The following is a 15,603-nucleotide window of genomic DNA, read 5'->3' on the forward strand; positions in this document are numbered from 1 at the left end:
CCCGAAACTGCTTTGGAGGGAGTTCCATGACCCGCAAGACCCAGACCGAGATCGACAGGACCCAGGACAGCCGCTGCGCCCATGGCGCCGATTGCGGTGCTTTCGGGGCGCTCGATGCTCCCGAGGCGACCGAGCCCTCGCTCTCGCGCCGCGCCCTGATCCGCGCCGGCGCCGCAGCCGGCGCGCTGGGATCGGCCGCCTGGTTCAGCGGCCGCGCCGGGGCGCAGCCGCGCCAGAAGATCACCTTTGCCTGGAGCCAGGCCAGCTTCTGCCATTCGCCCATTCCCGTGGCGCTGGAGCGCGGCTTCTTCGAGCGCAACGGCCTGGACGTAGAACTGCTGAACTGGGGCGGCTCGGCCGACCAGTTGCTGGAGGCGCTGGCCACGGGCAAGGCCGATGCGGGCGCGGGCCTGATCCACCGCTGGATCAAGCCGCTGGAGGCGGGGCTGGATGTCAAGCTCATCGGCAGCGTGCACGGCGGCTGCCTGCGCCTGGTCGGCCTGAAGTCGGCCGGCGTCACGCTGGACCCCAGCACGCTCAAGGGCAAGACCATCGGCGTGGCCGATCTCAACAGCCCGGCCAAGCAGTTCTATTCCATCCACCTGGCCAAGCGCGGCCTGGATGTGGACAAGGACATCGAATGGCGCGTCTACCCGGCCGACCTGCTGGATGTGGCCGCCAAGAAGGGCGAGATCCAGGCCATTGCCGACGGCGACCCGAATCTCTACCTGATCGAAAAGCGCAACCCCGGCACCTTCCTCGAACTGGGCAACAGCGCCAAGAACGAGTACGCCGAAAGCATTTGCTGCGTGATCGGCGCAGGCGCAAAGTTCGCCCGGGCCAACAAGCCCGCAGCGGCCAGCGTGGTGCGCGCGCTGACCCAGGCCTCGGACTACATCGCAGAGAACCCTAACGAAACGGCGAAGATCTTTGCCAGGTACTCGCCCAAGGTGCCCGTCGAGGACCTGCAGCGCCTGCTGGCCGAGCTGACCTTCAAGCACCATCCGCACGGCAAGCCGCTGCGCGACGAGGTCCAGGCCTTTGCGGCCGACTTCCGCACGGCCGGCGTGCTCAAGAAGCAGACCGACCCTGGCCGCTTTGCCAGCCACATCACGCTGGACGTCCTCGCATGAGCACCGCAAGACCACGCTGGCGCCTGGGCGCCACGGATGCCGCACCCGGCCTGGAACGGGAACAGGCGCAGGACTCGCGCAAGCCAGGCCCCTGGCGCACCGGCCTGCTGGCCGCCGCCGCCTGGGCCGGCCTGGGCATGCTGACCCTGCTGTGGCCCAACAAGGAGATCGGCTTCAGCGAATGGGCATTCACGCAGGAATTCGGCATTGCCGCCCTGGCCGTGGCCCTGTTGCTGCTGGCATCGGCCGTGCTGCCTGTACGAGGCGCACGGCGCGTACGGCGCATCGACCGCTGGCTGCGCCCGGCCGGTGCCTGGCTGGTGGCCGCGCCGCTGCTGCTGGCGCTGTGGGAGACGCTGACGGCCAAGCTCGGCGCGCTGCCGCCGCCGTTCTTCGCGCCACCGCAAAGCCTGATCGACGTGGTCCATGAGGACTGGCAGCGCCTGGGCCTGTCCACGCTGTATTCGCTGCGGCTGCTGCTCAACGGCATCATGTTCGGCGCGGTGATCGGGTTTCTCACGGGCGTGTGGATAGGCTGGTCGCGCATCGCGGGCTACTGGGTGCATCCGCTGCTGCGCTTCCTGGGGCCGGTGCCGGCCTCGGCCCTGCTGCCGCTGGCCTTTTTCTTCGCGCCGTCGAGCTACTCGGCAGCCGTGTTCCTGGTGGCGCTGGCCACGTTCTTTCCGGTGGCCGTGCTGACCTGGTCGGGCGTGGCCTCGGTCAGCAAGAGCTACTACGACGTGGCGCGCACGCTGGGCGCATCGCCCTGGTTTCTGGTGCTGCGCGTGGCCATCCCGGCCGCCCTGCCCCAGGTCTTCGTGGGCCTGTTCATGGGGCTGGGTGCCTCGTTCTCGGTGCTGATCACGGCCGAGATGATGGGCGTGAAGGCCGGCCTGGGCTGGTATCTGCAATGGGCCCAGGGCTGGGCAGCCTACGCCAACATGTACACGGCGCTGCTGGTCATGGCCGTGCTGTGCTCGGGCCTGATCACGCTGCTGTTCACCGTGCGCGACCGCACGCTGTCGTGGCAGAAGGGAACCGTCAAATGGTGATTGCCGCAGAACATGCCGCCAACGCCGCAGCCACGCCCGCCATCGCAGGGGCGGCCCTAGCCGGCGCGGCCATCGATGTGCAGGCCGTCAGCCACTGGTTCGGCCAGGGACAGGGCGCGCTGCAGGTGCTCGACGAGGTCAGCCTGCAGGTACGGCCCGGCGAGTTCGTCGCCCTGCTGGGCCCCAGCGGCTGCGGCAAGTCCACGCTGCTGCGCCTGGTGGCCGGGCTGGACGCGCCCACGGCCGGCGCCGTGGCGCAGGACGGCACGGCCATCACCGAGCCCGATCCCTCGCGCATCGTCGTCTTCCAGGACCCCACGCTGTTTCCCTGGCGTACGGTGCGCGGCAACGTGGCCCTGGGCCTACAGGCACGCGGCCTGCTGGACAGCCAGGCCCACCGCATCGACGAGGCCCTGCGCCTGGTTGGGCTGGAGGATTTCGCGGACAGCCATCCCCACCAGCTGTCGGGCGGCATGGCCCAGCGCGCGGCTCTGGCGCGCGCGCTGGTCAACGACCCGCGCCTGCTGATCCTGGACGAGCCGCTGGGCAAGCTCGACTCGCTGACACGGCTGGCCATGCAAAGCGAGATCCTCAAGATCTGGCAGCGCGCAGGCTTTTCCGTGCTGCTGGTCACCCACGATGTGGAAGAGGCCCTCTTCCTGGCCCACCGCGTGCTGGTCTTCAGCCAGCGGCCCGCCCGCATCGTGGCCGAGATCGATGTGGACCTGCCCTACCCGCGCCAGCGCGGCCACGCCCGCCTGTCCGAGCTGCGCCACGAGGCCCTGCGCCACCTGGGCCTGGACCAGACCTGGTAGCGCCCGCCTCCGATGCAACGCAGCGACTCCCCCGACTGGCTCAACCCCTTGATCGGCGCCATGCAGCAGGCCCAGGTCGGCCTGCTGCAGCTGCTGCACGGCCTGGGCCTGGCCGGCACGGTGGATGGGCAGCCCGCCTGGCCCTGGGCCCTGCGCCTGTCCGGCGAAAACCTGGTGATCGACCTGGGCCAGGCCCGGGGCCTGCTGTGGTCGCTGGCGGCCGTGGTCACCGCCATCGTTTTGCTGGTGCTGGCCCTGGCGCTGGTCCTGGTGCTGCGCCGCATCCGCCTGCCGGCCCTGGTGCTGACCGCGCTGGCCGCGCTCGCCCTGCTGCTGGCCCCCTGGCCGCGTGCCGACCTGATCCTGGTGCCCGCGCATGCCACCAGCTTCCATGCCTCGCCCACGGGCTTCAGCGTGGAGAGCATTGCGCGCGGCAGCGCGGTCTATGCCCAGCACTGCACGGCCTGCCACGGTGCCGATGGCCGGGGCCACGGCCCGCTGGCCGCCAGCCAGCCGGTCTGGCCCCCCAACTTCACCAGCCCGCTGCTGTGGCGCCGCGCCGATGGGGAATTGCTCTGGGCCATTCTTCATGACCGCCGCCCCGTGGAGTCTGGCGACGGCGCACGGGCACACGGCCAGGCCGACCGGCTGTCCAGCGACGACGCCTGGGCCCTGATCGACTTCATGAAGGCTCGCGCCGCAGGCCAGATGCTGCAGATCGCCGGCAGTTGGCCCTATCCCGTGGGACTTCCCGACATGGCCGTGCAGTGCGCAGGCCAGCCCGCACGCCGCCTGAGCACCTGGCAAAGCCGCCAGCAGCGGCTGAGGGTGGTGGCAGGCAGCGGCCCGGTGCAGGAAGACCCGCGCCTGGTCAGCCTGCAGCTGTCACCCGATGGCGGCAACCGCGCCGCCAGCGCCCTGGACTGCACCGTCAACGACCCGCGCGCCTGGCAGGCCATGGCCCTGCTCAGCGGCTCGGAGCAGCTGCAGGGCATGCAATGGCTGGGCGACCGCAGCGGCTGGCTGCGCGCGCTATCGCGTCCGGGCGCCCAGGGCTGGTCGGAGGACGACCTTGTCTGCCGCACGGACACGGTGGCCGAGGCCACCTCCGGCGCTGGCGCAGTGGCCGATGGCCTGAGCGCGCTGATTGCACGCATGGACGCCGAGCCCGTGCGGTTCATCAAGGGTGGGTTTGTGCATTGAGTTGTGCATTGATCAGGGCCATCCCGGCCTGGCATGCAGTTATCGTCACCGCGCTGGCGGCCACTGGCGCGCGGTGTGCACCAGAGCCAGCACCCAGACCGTCGTGCCTTCTATCTCATAGACAAGGCGATAGCTTTCATGGGGGATCAGCTCGCGCGTGCCGGCAATCCTGCCCGTTTTGCCCATCTTGGGATACGCGGCCAACCGGGCCGCTGCGTCGCTGAAAAGCAGGTCCATGCGCAAGGCTGCGCGAGGATTGTCAGTTGCGATGTAGTCCCAGATATCGGCGCGATCCTGCTGCGCCTGCGGTGTCCAGATGACTTTCACGCACGGTCTGCCGCAACCTGACGGCGCCGGGCAGCGAACTCGGCCTCGACTTCCTCATTCGAGCGGCCAAGTCCAGCGCGCATGGAGGCACGTCCCGCCTCGACCTTGCGCTGAAGATAGCCGTCATATTCACGGGCCTTGCGGCGCTGCTCAATGTAGTCGCGCATCAACTCCCGCATGACCTGGGATGCGGGCCGGTCCTCGCCTGCGGCTTCGGCCATGAAGTCTTCGCGCAGCTCGGCTTCCAGTTTCATGGTGAAAACGGCTTCCTTGGGCATGATTGACTCCTGTGAAGATACCAACAAAGTATATACATCGTCAGTACCAAACACTCCAGAGACTCAACCGCTTCATCCCATTCGCAACTTGCACTTGCCAATGCATCAATCAAATCAGGACTAGTTGCAAGCAAGGCCTCTTTCTATATTCGCGCCTCGACGGCGCCCGGCTTCCATGGGCCGCAGCTGCGCACGACACTACTGCGGGGACCCCACCCCTGCCTGACTGACCCACAACAAGGAGAGACTGCGATGACCGATCTCACCATCAACGGCAAGACCGTTTCCATGGACCTGGACCCCGAGACGCCCATTCTGTGGGCCCTGCGCGACACGCTGGAGATGACCGGCACCAAGTTCGGCTGCGGCGCGGCGCTGTGCGGCGCCTGCACGGTGCACATGAATGGCCAGGCCATACGTTCCTGCGTGACGCCGATCTCGGCGGCCGCGGGCCAGAAGATCACCACCATCGAGGCCATGACCTCGGGCTCCGACCGCGTGGGCACCGCCGTGCGCGATGCCTGGGTGCGCCACGACGTGGCCCAGTGCGGCTACTGCCAGAGCGGGCAGATCATGAGCGCCACGGCCTTCCTCAAGTCGCTGCCCAAGGGCAAGAAGCCCAGCGGCGAGGAGATAGACGCGGCCATGGCCGGCAACATCTGCCGCTGTGGAACCTATGCACGCATCCGCGCGGCCGTGGCCGATGCCGCGCGCACCCTGGGCTGAATGGAGAACGCCGCATGCTGACCACCTTCAACCCCGCCGAACTGCCGCGCGCCCTGCAGCACATCCTGGACCGTGACGAGGCCACCGCTGCCATCGCCGACGCGCCAGCCCTTGCACAGATCCCCCGCCGCAGCTTCCTCAAGATCGCCGGTGCCGGTTCGCTGGCCCTGGGCGTGTTTCCCGCCATGGCGCAGGCGCCGGGCAAGGGCGAGGCCGCCGGCCTCAAGCCCACCGAGCAGCCCGCCTCCTTCGTGGAGATCTCGCCCAGCGGCGAAGTCACCGTGGCCATCAACCGCCTGGAGTTCGGCCAGGGCGTGCACACCGCCCTGCCCCTGGTGCTGGCCGAGGAGCTGGACGCCGACTGGAGCAAGGTCGGCGCACGCCTGGGCGGCAACGATGCGGCCTATGCCGATCCGCGCTACGGCATCCAGATGACGGGCGGCTCCACCGCCCTCAAACACAGCTACACCCAGTACCGCGAGCTGGGCGCCCGTGCGCGCGCCATGCTGGTGGCCGCCGCCGCCGCGCAGTGGAAGGTGGACGCCGCCACGCTGCGCACGCGCGAGGGCTTCGTGCTCGGCCCCAATGGCAAGAAGCTGTCGTATGGCGAGCTGGCCCAGGCCGCCATGGCCCAGCCCGTGCCGGCCACCGTCGTGCTGAAGAATCCCAAGGACTTCCGCCTGATCGGCAAGCCCACGGGCCGCATCGACGCCCGGGCCAAGAGCAGCGGCCAGCAGAGCTTCGGCATCGACATGCACCTGCCGGGCCAGCTGACGGCGGTGATTGCACACCCGCCCGTGTTCAAGGCACAGCTGGCCTCGCTGGACGACGCTGCGGCGCGTGCCGTGCCCGGCGTCAAGGCCGTGCTGCGCGTGCCCGTGGACGGTGGCGGCGAAGGCGTGGCCGTGATCGCCACCGGCTACTGGCCAGCGCGCAAGGGCCGCGAGGCGCTGAAGGCGCAATGGAACACCGACGCCGTGGAGAAGGTGGACAGCGAACGCCAGCTGGCCCAGTACCGCGAGCTGGCCGCGCAGCCCGGCACGCGCCACTTCGACGCCGACATCTCGGCACTGGACAAGGCGCCGCGCCATATCGAGGCCGAGTTCAGCTTCCCCTACCTGGCCCATGCGCCCATGGAGCCGCTCAACTGCACGGTGCAGATGGGCGAGACCGGCGAGGCTGGAGCCGACCTCTACCTGGGCACGCAGTTCGCGGGCGTGGACGGCATGGCCGCCGCGCGTGTGCTGGGCCTCAAGCCCGAGCAGGTGCGCGTGCACGTGCAGATGGCCGGCGGCGGCTTTGGCCGCCGGGGCGTGGGCACCAGCGACTATGTGGTCGAGGCCTGCCAGGTGGCGCTGGCCGCGCGCCGCGCCGGCCTGAACGCCCCCGTGCGCATGGTCTGGAGCCGCGAGGACGACATCAAGGGCGGCTACTACCGCCCCATGCACCTGCACCGCGCCAGGATCGGCTTCGACGAACGCGGCAAGGTGCTGGCCTGGGACCACGCCATCGTGGGCCAGTCCATCACGGCGGGCACCATGTTCGAGGGCGGCATGATCAAGAACGGCATCGACGCCACGGCCGTGGAGGGCATGCGCGAGCCCTATCCGCTGCCCATGCGCCTGACCGTGCACCACCCCAAGGTCAACGTGCCCGTGCTGTGGTGGCGCAGCGTGGGATCGACCCACACGGCCTTCGTCATGGAAACGCTGATCGACGAGATCGCGCGCAGCAGCCGCCAGGACCCCGTGGCCTACCGCATGCAGATGTTCGGTGACAAGCACCCGCGCCATCGGCTGGCCCTGCAGCTGGCCGTGGACAAGAGCGGCTACGGCAAGCGCCAGCTGCGCGCGGGCCGCGCCTGGGGCGTGGCCGTGCACGAGTCCTTCGACACGGTGGTGGCCTATGTGGTGGAGGCCTCGGTCAAGGACGGCCGCCCGGTGCTGCACAAGGCCACGGCAGGCGTGCACTGCAACCTGGCCGTGAACCCGCGCACCATCGAGGCGCAGGTGCAGGGCGCGGCGCTGATGGGCCTGTCCATGTGCCTGCCCGGCGCGGCGATCACGCTCAAGGACGGTGTGGTGGAGCAGAGCAACTTCGGCGACTTCGCCGTGCCGCGCATCACCGACATGCCCGAGATCGCCGTCCACGTCGTGCCCAGCGCCGAGCCGCCGACGGGCATGGGCGAGCCCGGCCTGCCGCCGCTGGCCCCGGCCTTCGCCAACGCCGTGGCGCAGCTCACGGGCAAGCCTGTGCGCAAGCTGCCGTTCGATCTGGCGTGATCGCGCTGGCGTGATCGATCTGGCCTGAACGGCCGGACCTGATCGCGGTCAGCCCCCGGAAAGGGCGGCGGCACCTGCGGCCGCCGCCCTTTCCAGTTCTTCCATGGTCAGCAGATAGTCCGGGCAGTCCTGCAGCCGCTGCACGGCCAGGTCGATGAAGGCACGCACGCGCCGGGGCAGCGCGTCGCGGCTGCCGTAGTAGACATGCAGACCGATGTGCTCGCTGACATGCTCCAGCAGCACGGGCACCAGGCGCCCCGCGCGGATGTGCGCGGCCGCGCAGATGTTGGACAGCTGGCCCAGCACCTGGCCGGCCAGCACGGCATGCAGCTCCAGCTCGGCATCGTTGGTGGACAGGGCCGGCTGCAGGTAGCGGTGCGTGAGTTCGCCATCGACCGGCAGGTACCAGGGCATCACCGTGTCCGTGGCCGCATGGCGGAACATGCTGCAGCGGTGCGCGGCCAGCTCGTCCAGCGACCGGGGCACGCCATGGCGCTGCAGGTACTGCGGCGCCGCGCAGACGATGAGCTGCACGGGAAACAGCCGCCGCCCGATCACGCTTTCATCGGGCGAGGCGCCGATGCGAAACCCCGCATCGACCCGGTCCAGCACCCAGTTGCCTATGCCGTCGTCCAGCCGCACATCGGGGACGATGCCCGGGTGCAGGCGGCAGAACTCATCGAGCAGCGGCATCAGCACGGGCGCAAAGCAGGACTTGGGGCCCACGATGCGCAACGGCCCCGCAATGCCCTCGCGGCTGTCGCGTGCCAGGTTCAGTGCGCGGTCCAGCGCGGCCAGCGCCGGCTGGGTGTCCTGCAGGAAACGCTGGCCCTCCTCGGTCAGCGCCAGGCTGCGCGTGGTCCGGTGCAGCAGGCGCACGCCCAGGTGCTGCTCCAGATGGGCCACCGCCTGGCTGGCGGCCTGGGGGCTCACGCCCTGGGACAGCGCCGCCTGGCGCAGGCTGCCCAGCTCGACCGCCTTGGCAAAGGTGGCGATGGCGCGCAGTTCATTGATGGGCATGGTGCGGAAATCCGGTATTCGTGGGCTGACAGTGCCGCAGTATCCCGCCTTTGCGCATGCCCTGCCCGCGGCTTGCGGGGCAAGCTAGCGCCCCTGGCGCGCCAGCCATACGCCGGCTGCCGTCAAGGCCATGCCCGCCAGCGCCAGGCCGCCCAGCGTCTCGCCGAACATGGCCCAGGCGATCAGGGCCGTGGCCGGCGGCGTCAGGTAGAACAGGCTGGCCACGTGCACGGCGCCGCCCCGGCGTATCAGCAGGTTGAGCAGGCTGACCGCGCCCACGGACAGCACCAGCACCAGCCAGCCCAGCGCAAACAGGAACTCGCCGCTCCAGCGCACCTGCATGGTTTCCGTGGCCAGGGCCAGCGCCCCCGTCGCCACCAGGCAGGGCAGGTACTGGATGACCGAGCCCGTGCGCAGATCAAACGAGGGACAGAACCGCTTCTGGTACAGCGTGCCGGCCGTGATGCCGGCCAGCGCCACCACGGCCGGCACCAGCATGGCCAGCAGGGCATGGACCGGCACCGAGGCGATCTTGCCCGCCACCACCAGGGCCACGCCCGTGAAGCCCAGCGCCAGCCCGGCCCACTGCCGGGGCCGCACGGACTCGCCCAGCAAGGTGCCGGCCACCAGGGCCGTGATCAGCGGCTGCAGCCCCACCACCAGGGCCGTCACGCCCGAAGGCAGGCCGTGGGCGATGGCCGTGAACACCCCGGCCAGGTACACGCCATGCACGAACAGCCCTGACACGCCAATGTGCAGCCACTGGCGTGCCGACCGTGGCCAGGGCGCGCGCAGCACCAGGGCCACCGCCGCCATCAGCACCAGGACGATGGCATAGCGCAGCGTCAGAAAGGTCAGCGGCTCCACATAGGGCAGGCCGAACTTGGCGCCGATGAAGCCCGTGCTCCACAGCAACACGAACAGCCAGGGAAGCAAGGCGGCCGCCAAGGCGGGCGGCGAGGGTCTTTGGGTCATGTAGCGGATGCGCAAGACGATAGGGGCGGCGCCAGTGTGTCATGCCCCGTGCGCCAGGGGCTGCGCGTGGCAAACCACCGCACCAGGCAGTCGCGCAGCGCCGTCATGGCCGCGCTGCTGAACGCCGCCGAGGGCCGCACGAAGTAGATGCCCGAGGCGCCATCCAGGCGCCATTGCGGCAGCACCCGCACCAGCCGGCCTGCGGCCATGTGCTCGCTCATCAGCCAGTCGCCGCCGGCCAGAATGCCCACGCCCATGACGGCGGCCGTGAGCAGGGCCTCGCTGTCATTGCTGACCATGGGGCCGCGCACCAGCACGGTGTGCCGGGCCTGGCCTTGCGGTACATCGCCCGATGCGCCACCGTGCACCAGCTCCCATTGCGGAAACGACTGCAGCCCCGTGAAGCCCAGGCAGCGGTGCGCCGCCAGGTCCTCGGGGTGCACCGGCGTGCCGTGGGCCTGCAGGTAGGCGGGCGCGGCGCCCAGGATGCGCTGGTGCCCGCCCAGCCGCAGCGCCACGAGCCGGCTGTCCGCCAGCCGGCCTATGCGCACCGCCGCGTCGAAGCGCTCGCCCACGATGTCCACGAAGCGGTCCGCATACTCCACCTCCAGCACGATCTGCGGATGGGCCAGCGCAAACTCGGCCAGCAGCGGGCTGAGCCAGCGCCGTCCCATGGCGGCCGGCAGCGACAGCCGCAGCCGGCCCCGGGCCTGCGAGGCGCCCTGGGCGGCCTCCTTCTGGGCATCGGCGATCAGGCCGGCCGCCTGGCGCACCTTGTCCACCAGGCGCAGGCCCTCGTCGGTCAGGTGCAGATGGCGTGTGCTGCGCTCCACCAGCCGCACGCCCAGACGGGTCTCCAGCGCGTTCAGGCGTTTGGACAGCACGGACGGATGGCGCAGCAAGGCCCGCCCCGCCGCAGCGAAGGAGCCTTGTTCATGCAGCGCCACCAGGGCCGCCAGTTCATCGGCGTGCTGGCTGTCCAGAAGGTTCATGGGGTCAGGATGATCGCACCTTGGGAGCGTCCCTGCTCCAGATCGCCATGCGCCTGCGCCACCTCCGCCAGCGCATACCGGCGCCAGACGCCGGGCACGATGATGCCGGCCGCCACGGCGGCCAGCACGTCCCGTGCGCGCTCCTGGTAGTCGGCTGCCGTGGCCGTGTGCGCGGCCAGCGAGGGGCGCGTGAGGAACAGCGAGCCCTTGGCATTGAGCGTGGCCACCGAGATGGGATCGGGCAGGCCGGAGGTCGCGCCGAAGGACACCAGCAGGCCGCGCGGGCGCAGGCAGTCCAGCGAGGCGCCCAGCGTCGTGCGGCCGATGGGGTCGTAGACCACGTCGGCCTTCAGGCCCCCGGTGGCCTGCAGCACCTGGCCCGGCAGCGTGGCCGCATCGAACACGAAGACCTCGTCGCAGCCGGCCGCCCGCGCGCGCTCCACGCTGGCTGCCTTGGACACCACGCCGATCACCAGGGCGCCCAGGTGCCTGGCCCAGGCGCACATCAACTGGCCCAGCGCACCGGCGGCGCCATAGATCACGATGCGGCTGCCGGGGCCCACGGCATGGGTGGTCTTGAGCAGGTACTGCGCCGTGATGCCCTTGAACAGCACGGCCGCCGCCGCGTCGTCAGGCAGCGCATCGGGCAGCTTCACCAGGCGCTCGGCCGGATACAGGCGGGCGCTGGCATAGGCGCCCAGCGGCCCCGTGGCGTAGCCCACGCGCTCGCCCACGGCCACATTCGTCACGCCCTCGCCCACGGCGGCCACCCGCCCCGCGCCCTCCAGCCCCAGGCCCGAGGGAAAGGCGATGGCGACCGCGCCCTTGCGCTGGCTCACGTCCAGCGGGTTCACGCCGATGGCCGTCTGCTCCAGCCAGACCTGGCCGGGGCCGGGCGCCTGCACCTCGACCGGCTCCAGGCGCATGGCGTCGGGGGTGCCTGCGGCGTCCATGCGGACCTTGATCAATGGATTCATCTCGCTGCTCCGTGAAATGGGTGCAGCGTAGAAGAAGCGATTGACGGCAGCAATAGGCCGGCGTGCAGTTCACTGCTGCATGGGGTGCAGCAATGACCACGAACCAGCGCGCACGCCGCCCACGCTGCCCGTCAGAAGTCGTGCCGGATGCCCAGCTCGAAGGCCGTGGAGGCGCGCCCGCCAAAGTAATTGGCCGCGGCCGGATTGCCGCTGACTGCCGCACCCCCGGCAATGGCGAAGGCCGCCCCATTGCGGTTGGACATGCGGGCCGCATGCGCGTACAGCGCCGTGCGCCGCGACAGCGAGTGCACATAGCCCAGCGCCCACAGGTCGGCATCGCTGGCGCTTTGCGCCGCCGTCGCGCCCTTCTGGTCGGCCTTGACGTAGCTGAGCTTGACCACGCCGCTGCCCACGGGAACGCTCATGCCCACCAGGGTGTTGACCGTGCGGTCCACGCCATGCACCCAGCGGCGCTGGGCCAGGCTGGCCTTGAGCCAGCCGAAGTCGTAGGAGACACCGTAGCTCTGGTCCTTGAAATGGATGCCGCTCAGGGTGTTGCGCGTGGTGAACTGCGCGCCCGCCACGTTCCAGCCCGCGCCCGCCCACCCCAGCCGAAAGCCGTTGCCGCGCGTCTGGCCTGCCGCCGTGGCGCCCTTCTCGCCCAAGGTGGCGATCAGGCTGCCGGACACGCCCTGCAGCCCGCCCAGGCCGGCCGGCAGGAAATACTCCACCGCATTGCTCACGCGCAGCGTGGGATTGGCCGCCTGCGACTCCGGCGCCGTGCCGAAGGCCTGGCCCAGCGCGCGGGAAGCCGTGAATGAGCGAAAGCCATTGGCGCTGCCGATGCCCAGCGTGGCAAACGGATCGAAGCCGCTCCACACCAGGTGCGTGGGCACCCAGTCCCGCCCCAGCCGCAGCTCGCCCCATTGGCGCGAGGCCAGGCTGACCGTGGAGCGCCGGTCCCAGAACGGGCCGCTGGCGCCCATGGCGCCGGTGTCGGCCAGCAGGCTGCCGTCCAGGTAGAAGCCCGCGCTCAGGCCGTCGCCCAGGTCCTCCTGCCCCCGCAATACCAGCTTGCTGGTGGAGTTGGCGCCGCTGGCCTGCGAGGTGACCGTTCCCAGGCCCTGGTTGCGCACCTGCCTGACGCTCACATCGACGGTGCCCGAGATCGATACCGAGGACTGCGCGCCCGCATGCGCGGCGGCCAGCCCCAGCGAGGCGGCCAGGGCCTGGCGTATGAAAACCTGCATGTTGTCTCCTTGTGATTTTTTGCTTTGCTTTGCTCTTTGCTCTTTGCTCTTTCTCGGGCTTGTGCCGGGGTCTGCCCGGCTACTCGGGCTTGAAGCCCGCGCCCTTGAGCAGCGCGGCGCTCTGCACCACATCGGCGGCGATGAAGCGCTTGAACTGCTCGGTGCTCTCCGAAACCGTGTCGATGCCCAGGCTCGCGAAGGCGCCGGACCTGGCCAGCTCGGCCACCGCCGCGTTGGAGGCCTGGTTCAGCCGCTGCACCCGGTCGGCAGGCGTGTCCCTGGGCGCCCACAGTCCGTACCAGGACGTGTAGGCAAACCGCGGCAGGCCGCTTTCCTGCATGGTGGGCACCTCGGGCGCCAGCGGACTGCGCTTGCCGGAGGTGATGGCAATCGGCCGCACCTTGCCGGCCTTGGCCAGCGGCAGCACGGAGACCATGGAGTCGAGCAGCAGGTCCACATGGCCGCCGCCCACATCCACCAGCGCGGGTTGCGTGCCCTTGTAGGGCACGTACTCGAGGCGCATGCGGCCCTGCTGGGCCAGCAGCAGCGTGGCCAGGTGGCTGGGTGCGCCCACGGCGGGAATGGCCGCCGTCCACGTGCTCTTGGCGCCTGCGGCCAGCACCTCGCCCAGCTTGCTGTGGGGCAGCTGCGGCGATATCACCAGCATCAGCGGCGCCTCGCCCACGCGCGCCACGGGGACAAAGTCGGTCTGCGGGTCATAGGGCGGATGGGCCAGCACCTGCTTGGCCAGCACATGCGTGGCGGCCGAGAACAGCAGGGTGTAGCCATCGGGGGCAGCCGCCAGCACCGCACGGCCCCCCACCACGCCGCTGCCGCCCACGCGGTTCTCGACGATGACCGTCGTGCCCAGCTGCTTGCGCAACTGCTCGGCAAACAGGCGCGCCGCGCTGTCCACGCCGCCGCCCGCCACAAAGGGGACGATGACCTTGACCATCTTGCCCGGCTCGGGAAAGGCGGCGGGCGCACTGGACGAGGCCATGCTGGCGATGGGCAAGGCAGCCAGCGCACCCAGTAAGGCGCCCAGCACCGGCCCCTTCAGCCGTGTCAGAGTTTTCATGCTTTGTCTCCTGTTTCTTTTGAAAATGGGCGGGCCGTTGCGTGGCTCAGCCCGGGTCCTGATTCGGCGCGCGCCGCCTGTGCCTGCGCACCAGCACGCTCAGCGTGTCGTCCAGGGCCTGGGCATCCAGCCCCCGCGTGATGAAGACGATGCGCGTGCGCCGGTCGGCACCCGGCCAGCGGGGCAGCGTCTGCGGCGGGGCGAACAGGTGCTGCACGCCATGGATGACCAGGGGCTGGTCCGGGTGCTCCTGCAGGTGCACGATGCCTTTGACGCGCAGCAGGTCATCGCCGCGCATGGCCGTGACCCAGTCCATCCATTCGCCGAACGCCTGCGCGGGCAGGGGCTCGTCGCGCTGCAGCACAAAGGACGAGATGCCGTCGCGGTGCGTGCCTGCCGGCGCAGTCACCGGAGCTGTCACCGGAGCCATGGCCCGGTAGCCGGGTGCCTGGAGCATGCCCGCAGCGGCGTCCTCCTGCCCCGTCGCGCCTTCCGACATCAGCCGCTGCAGCAGCGCCACATGGTGGCCGGGGTCCATGCCTTGCGGCGCCTCGCCGTTGATGGCCTGCACCTGGGCCAGCAGTTGCGCAGCGGGCTGTGCGCCGCCCAGCAAGTCTGTCTTGGTCAGCAGCACCAGGTCAGCCACGGCCAGTTGCCGCACGGCTTCGGGATAGCCTGCCAGCGTGGCGCTGCCCAGCACGGCATCGACCGTGCAGGCCACGCCGGCCAGCGCATAGCGCGCGCGCACGGCGGGCTCGCCCAGGAAGGAGCGCAGTATCGGCCCCGGGTCCGCCAGGCCGCTGGTTTCGATCAGCACGCGGAGCGGCGCGCCCTGTTCGCGCAGGGCCAGGCGCTCCAGCGCCTCCACCAGATCGCCGCGCACGCTGCAGCACAGGCAGCCATTGGCCAGCAGCACCGTGTCCTCGCAGGCCAGGCTGGTCAGGTCCTGGTCGATGCCGACCGCACCGAACTCGTTGACGATGACGGCCGTCCCGTGCAGGTCCGGCAGCGCCAGCAGCCGGTTGAGCAGCGTGGTCTTGCCGCTGCCCAGGAAGCCCGTGAGCACGGTGACCGGAATGCGCTGGCCCGCCGCTTCGGGCAGGGCCAGCAGGCTGGAGAAATGCCCGCTCATGACGCCACCCCACCATGCACCTCGGCGAACGAGCGCAGCGTGCGCTCCAGCCGCGCCAGCGCCCACTGCGCCACGGCCTGCGGCACCTCGTCCGAGCCCAGTGCATCGAGCAGGCCGCGCAGCGGCTGCGCGCCCTGCCCGGCTGCGGGCCGGGCACGGAACCAGGCCGCCACCTCGGGCTGCTCGCAGCGCTCGCCCCCGTCCTGCAGGTAGTCCACGATGTCCAGCTCGAAGTCCTCCAGCCGCAGGCTGATGCCGCCCGCCCCGCAGGCGCAGGCACCGCCCAGGGCGACATGGCGCAGCGCCAGGGCGCACCACAGGTCCCAGAGCCGGCCGGCCTGCAGGGCGTGGTCGGAGGCCATG

General features: G+C 70.4%; 16 protein-coding genes. 6 read left to right on the forward strand and 10 right to left on the reverse strand.

Annotated elements, in window-relative coordinates:
• Window positions 1–26: 26 nt before the first annotated feature.
• Genes ACN20X_RS26770 through ACN20X_RS26785 form a run of 4 tightly spaced genes read left to right on the forward strand, consistent with a single transcriptional unit; the run spans window position 27 to window position 4,203 of the window.
• Window positions 27–1,133, forward strand: a complete 1,107-nt coding sequence (locus tag ACN20X_RS26770; protein ID WP_016450925.1) for an ABC transporter substrate-binding protein — start codon at window positions 27–29, stop codon at window positions 1,131–1,133.
• Window positions 1,130–2,185, forward strand: a complete 1,056-nt coding sequence (locus ACN20X_RS26775) for an ABC transporter permease (RefSeq protein WP_016450924.1) — start codon at window positions 1,130–1,132, stop codon at window positions 2,183–2,185. Before ACN20X_RS26770 ends, ACN20X_RS26775 begins: the two co-directional genes overlap by 4 nt.
• Entirely contained in the window at window positions 2,179–3,000 is an 822-nt protein-coding gene (locus ACN20X_RS26780; protein ID WP_016450923.1) for an ABC transporter ATP-binding protein, read from the forward strand. Before ACN20X_RS26775 ends, ACN20X_RS26780 begins: the two co-directional genes overlap by 7 nt.
• Before the next feature lie 12 nt (window positions 3,001–3,012).
• Window positions 3,013–4,203: a c-type cytochrome gene (locus ACN20X_RS26785; protein ID WP_016450922.1), complete on the forward strand. Its 1,191-nt coding sequence runs from the start codon at window positions 3,013–3,015 to the stop codon at window positions 4,201–4,203.
• Window positions 4,204–4,248: 45 nt separating this feature from the next.
• Here the strand turns inward: ACN20X_RS26785 and ACN20X_RS26790 are convergent, their stop codons facing one another.
• Both ACN20X_RS26790 and ACN20X_RS26795 read right to left on the reverse strand, forming a co-directional pair.
• On the reverse strand, window positions 4,249–4,530 hold the full coding sequence (locus tag ACN20X_RS26790; RefSeq protein WP_034347583.1) for a type II toxin-antitoxin system RelE/ParE family toxin: 282 nt from the start codon (window positions 4,528–4,530) through the stop codon (window positions 4,249–4,251).
• On the reverse strand, window positions 4,527–4,808 hold the full coding sequence (locus ACN20X_RS26795) for a CopG family ribbon-helix-helix protein (protein ID WP_016450920.1): 282 nt from the start codon (window positions 4,806–4,808) through the stop codon (window positions 4,527–4,529). The genes ACN20X_RS26790 and ACN20X_RS26795 overlap by 4 nt, the downstream gene beginning before the upstream one ends.
• Before the next feature lie 252 nt (window positions 4,809–5,060).
• On the opposite strand from ACN20X_RS26795, the gene ACN20X_RS26800 reads away from it, so the two are divergent.
• Window positions 5,061–5,534, forward strand: coding sequence for a (2Fe-2S)-binding protein (locus ACN20X_RS26800; RefSeq protein WP_016450919.1), 474 nt, complete (start codon window positions 5,061–5,063; stop codon window positions 5,532–5,534).
• A gap of 14 nt (window positions 5,535–5,548) precedes the next feature.
• Entirely contained in the window at window positions 5,549–7,816 is a 2,268-nt protein-coding gene (locus ACN20X_RS26805; RefSeq protein ID WP_473210046.1) for a xanthine dehydrogenase family protein molybdopterin-binding subunit, read from the forward strand.
• Between the two features lie 48 nt (window positions 7,817–7,864).
• Here ACN20X_RS26805 and ACN20X_RS26810 read toward each other — a convergent pair whose 3' ends face one another.
• The 8 genes from ACN20X_RS26810 to ACN20X_RS26845 all read right to left on the reverse strand — a co-directional run bounded on the left by ACN20X_RS26810 (window position 7,865) and on the right by ACN20X_RS26845 (window position 15,602).
• Window positions 7,865–8,836 carry a LysR family transcriptional regulator gene (locus ACN20X_RS26810; protein WP_016445491.1) on the reverse strand — a complete coding sequence of 324 codons (972 nt, stop codon included), beginning with the start codon at window positions 8,834–8,836 and terminating at the stop codon, window positions 7,865–7,867.
• An 84-nt stretch (window positions 8,837–8,920) separates the two neighbouring features.
• Window positions 8,921–9,811 carry a DMT family transporter gene (locus tag ACN20X_RS26815; RefSeq protein WP_046984933.1) on the reverse strand — a complete coding sequence of 297 codons (891 nt, stop codon included), beginning with the start codon at window positions 9,809–9,811 and terminating at the stop codon, window positions 8,921–8,923.
• Window positions 9,808–10,803 (reverse strand): LysR family transcriptional regulator, encoded by a 996-nt coding sequence (locus tag ACN20X_RS26820; protein WP_473210047.1) that lies wholly within the window; start codon window positions 10,801–10,803, stop codon window positions 9,808–9,810. The genes ACN20X_RS26815 and ACN20X_RS26820 overlap by 4 nt, the downstream gene beginning before the upstream one ends.
• Entirely contained in the window at window positions 10,800–11,780 is a 981-nt protein-coding gene (locus ACN20X_RS26825) for a quinone oxidoreductase family protein (RefSeq protein WP_473210048.1), read from the reverse strand. Before ACN20X_RS26825 ends, ACN20X_RS26820 begins: the two co-directional genes overlap by 4 nt.
• Window positions 11,781–11,911: 131 nt before the next feature.
• A complete protein-coding gene (locus tag ACN20X_RS26830) occupies window positions 11,912–13,030 on the reverse strand; it encodes a porin (protein ID WP_046239867.1) in 1,119 nt (372 codons plus the stop codon).
• Window positions 13,031–13,109: 79 nt separating this feature from the next.
• Window positions 13,110–14,108, reverse strand: a complete 999-nt coding sequence (locus tag ACN20X_RS26835) for a tripartite tricarboxylate transporter substrate binding protein (protein ID WP_473210049.1) — start codon at window positions 14,106–14,108, stop codon at window positions 13,110–13,112.
• Window positions 14,109–14,154: 46 nt separating this feature from the next.
• Window positions 14,155–15,240, reverse strand: a complete 1,086-nt coding sequence (locus ACN20X_RS26840; RefSeq protein WP_133073705.1) for a CobW family GTP-binding protein — start codon at window positions 15,238–15,240, stop codon at window positions 14,155–14,157.
• Window positions 15,237–15,602, reverse strand: a complete 366-nt coding sequence (locus ACN20X_RS26845) for a hypothetical protein (protein WP_034398970.1) — start codon at window positions 15,600–15,602, stop codon at window positions 15,237–15,239. The genes ACN20X_RS26840 and ACN20X_RS26845 overlap by 4 nt, the downstream gene beginning before the upstream one ends.
• Between the last annotated feature and the right edge of the window lies 1 nt (window position 15,603).

This window comes from Delftia sp. PX-1 (assembly GCF_055797465.1).

Excerpts from the sequence above, each read along its gene's own strand:
- ACN20X_RS26770 (WP_016450925.1), top strand. The coding sequence starts at position 27 with ATGACCCGCAAGACCCAGACCGAGATCGACAGGACCCAGGACAGCCGC.
- ACN20X_RS26775 (WP_016450924.1), top strand. The coding sequence starts at position 1,130 with ATGAGCACCGCAAGACCACGCTGGCGCCTGGGCGCCACGGATGCCGCA.
- ACN20X_RS26780 (WP_016450923.1), top strand. The coding sequence starts at position 2,179 with ATGGTGATTGCCGCAGAACATGCCGCCAACGCCGCAGCCACGCCCGCC.
- ACN20X_RS26785 (WP_016450922.1), top strand. The coding sequence starts at position 3,013 with ATGCAACGCAGCGACTCCCCCGACTGGCTCAACCCCTTGATCGGCGCC.
- ACN20X_RS26795 (WP_016450920.1), bottom strand. The coding sequence starts at position 4,808 with ATGCCCAAGGAAGCCGTTTTCACCATGAAACTGGAAGCCGAGCTGCGC.
- ACN20X_RS26800 (WP_016450919.1), top strand. The coding sequence starts at position 5,061 with ATGACCGATCTCACCATCAACGGCAAGACCGTTTCCATGGACCTGGAC.
- ACN20X_RS26805 (WP_473210046.1), top strand. The coding sequence starts at position 5,549 with ATGCTGACCACCTTCAACCCCGCCGAACTGCCGCGCGCCCTGCAGCAC.
- ACN20X_RS26810 (WP_016445491.1), bottom strand. The coding sequence starts at position 8,836 with ATGCCCATCAATGAACTGCGCGCCATCGCCACCTTTGCCAAGGCGGTC.
- ACN20X_RS26815 (WP_046984933.1), bottom strand. The coding sequence starts at position 9,811 with ATGACCCAAAGACCCTCGCCGCCCGCCTTGGCGGCCGCCTTGCTTCCC.
- ACN20X_RS26820 (WP_473210047.1), bottom strand. The coding sequence starts at position 10,803 with ATGAACCTTCTGGACAGCCAGCACGCCGATGAACTGGCGGCCCTGGTG.
- ACN20X_RS26825 (WP_473210048.1), bottom strand. The coding sequence starts at position 11,780 with ATGAATCCATTGATCAAGGTCCGCATGGACGCCGCAGGCACCCCCGAC.
- ACN20X_RS26830 (WP_046239867.1), bottom strand. The coding sequence starts at position 13,030 with ATGCAGGTTTTCATACGCCAGGCCCTGGCCGCCTCGCTGGGGCTGGCC.
- ACN20X_RS26835 (WP_473210049.1), bottom strand. The coding sequence starts at position 14,108 with ATGAAAACTCTGACACGGCTGAAGGGGCCGGTGCTGGGCGCCTTACTG.
- ACN20X_RS26840 (WP_133073705.1), bottom strand. The coding sequence starts at position 15,240 with ATGAGCGGGCATTTCTCCAGCCTGCTGGCCCTGCCCGAAGCGGCGGGC.
- ACN20X_RS26845 (WP_034398970.1), bottom strand. The coding sequence starts at position 15,602 with ATGGCCTCCGACCACGCCCTGCAGGCCGGCCGGCTCTGGGACCTGTGG.